General features: G+C 70.3%; 2 protein-coding genes and 1 pseudogene. All 3 read left to right on the top strand.

The window, feature by feature from the left end:
• A pseudogene (locus V7116_RS12185) lies at window positions 1-656 on the top strand (N-acetyl-gamma-glutamyl-phosphate reductase); the annotation flags it as partial.
• A complete protein-coding gene (locus V7116_RS12190) occupies window positions 653-1,480 on the top strand; it encodes a [LysW]-aminoadipate kinase (protein WP_324392203.1) in 828 nt (275 codons plus the stop codon). The pseudogene V7116_RS12185 and the gene V7116_RS12190, both read left to right, overlap by 4 nt.
• Window positions 1,461-2,315: aspartate aminotransferase family protein (locus V7116_RS12195; RefSeq protein WP_324392204.1), on the top strand; the 855-nt coding region annotated here is incomplete at its 3' end. The genes V7116_RS12190 and V7116_RS12195, both read left to right, overlap by 20 nt.

Here is a 2,315-nt window from a genome sequence, read left to right on the forward strand (position 1 = left end):
CGGAGCTGCACCGCGACGCCCTGCGCGGCGCGTCGTACGCCAGCGGCGTCGGCTGCAACGCCACCGCGACCACGCTCGCGCTGTGGGCAGTAGTCCGGGGTGGCCTGCTGGTCCCCGGCCAGCCGGTGATCGTGGACATCAAAGTCGGCAGCAGCGAGGGCGGCAACACCCCCAGCGAAGCCAGCCACCACCCGGTGCGCAGCGGCGTCGTGCGGCCCTACGCGCTGACCGGCCACCGCCACGAGGCGGAAGTCCGCCAGAACCTCGCGCCGTGCGGCGCGTACGACGTGCGCATGGCCGTGACCAGCGTCGAGATGGTGCGCGGCGTCGCGGCGGCGGCGTACGTTTCACTGCCATCCGGCCTGACCGAGCGCGACCTGTGGCGGTGCTACCGCGAGGCGTGGACCGATGAACCGTTCGTGCGCGTCGTGCACGAAAAATCCGGCATTCACCGCCACCCCGAACCCCGCCCGCTGATCGGCACGAACTACGCCGACGTCGGCTGGGATTACGACCCGGCGACCGGGCGCGCGGCGCTGCTGTGCGCGCTGGATAATCTGGGCAAAGGCGCGGCGGGATCGGCAGTCCAATGTATGAACCTGATGTGCGGCTTCGACGAGACGACCGCGCTGGACTTTGGAGGCATCTACCCATGACCGGCACGACACACGTTTTGAAACTGGGCGGCGGCGCGGGCGTCGATCACACCCGCACGCTGCGGAACCTCGCGCAGCGCATTCAACGCGGCGAGCGCTGGGTGCTGGTGCACGGCACGAGCGCGGCGGCCAACGACCTCGCGCAGCAGGTCGGCTACACGGTGCAGACCATCACCAGCCCCGGCGGGCACACCAGCCGCTACACCGACGCGCGCATGATCGAAATCTACTGTGCGGCGGCGGCGTCGGTCAACCAGCGCCTGACGGCGGAACTGGCGGGCCTGGGCGTGCGCGCGGTCGGGCTGGCCGGGCCGACGGTCATCTCCGCGCGGCGCAAAGAAGCGATCCGCGCACTGCGTAACGGGCGGCCCGTGCTGGTGCGTGACGACTTTTCGGGCGCGATTACGGGCGTGGACGGCGATGTGCTGGAACACCTGCTTGAGTCCGGCGTGACGCCGGTCATCGCGCCGGTGGCGCTGGGTGCGGCCTTCGAGCGGCTGAACGTGGACGGCGATCTGGTCGCGGCGACGATCGCTCGCGCACTGGACGCGGACACGCTGACCATCCTCAGCAACGTGCCCGGCCTGCTGCGCGACGTGGACGATCCCGGCTCGCTGGTGGCACAGTTCGGCCTGAACGAGCTAGCGCGCTACGAGCCGCTGGCCCAGGGCCGCATGAAGAAAAAACTGCTGGCGGCGCAGGCGGCGGGCGTGGCGCGCGTGATTCTGGCCGATTCGCGCCTGGACGATCCCATCGACGCGGCGCTGGCCGGGGCCGGAACGCATATCGTGAACGAGGTGCGGCATGTCGAGCATGCTTTCTGATCGCGTGATGGACTGGGCGGCGCTGGAAGATACGCACAGCAGCGGCACGTACGTCAAACGCGACGTGCAGATCGTGCGCGGGCAGGGCGCGACGCTGGAAGACGCCGAAGGCCGCCGTTACATCGACTGCGTGGGCGGGCAGGGCGCGGCCAACCTGGGCCATGGCCACCCCGCCGTACTGGATGCGATCCGCGCGCAGTCTGCCGAGCTGATCACCTGCCCGGAGCTGTTTCATAACCCCGTGCGGTCGCGCTATCAGGCGGCGCTGTGCGAGGCGGCGGGCATGGAGCGCGTGTACCTGTGCAACAGCGGCGCGGAAGCGGTCGAGGCGGCGCTGAAAGCGGCGCGGCTGGCGACCGGGCGCGACGGCTTCGTGGCGACGATGCGCGGCTTTCATGGCCGCACGCTGGGCGCGCTGAGCTTTACCTGGGAGCGGCACTACCGCGAGCCGGTCGGCCCGTTGTTGATGTCCACCGTGACCCACGTTCCGTTCAACAACGTCGAGCGGCTCGCAGCAGCGCTGAACGACACTATCGCGGCGGTGATCGTCGAGGTGGTGCAGGGCGAAGGCGGCGTGCATCCGGCGGAGGCGGGCTATCTGCGCGCCGCGCAGGACCTGTGCCGCGCCAACGGATCGCTGCTGATCGTGGACGAGATTCAAACCGGGTTCGGGCGCACAGGCACGCTGTTCGCCTACGAGCAGGACGGCATCGCGCCGGACGTGCTGTGTCTCGCCAAGAGCATGGCGGGCGGCCTGCCGGTGGGCGCGGCGCTGCTGGCGGAGACGGTCCCCGCGCTGCCGCCCGCGTCGCACGGCAGCACGTTCGGCGGCAAT

The organism is Aggregatilinea sp. (genome assembly GCF_036822615.1).
Lineage (GTDB): Bacteria > Chloroflexota > Anaerolineae > Aggregatilineales > Aggregatilineaceae > Aggregatilinea.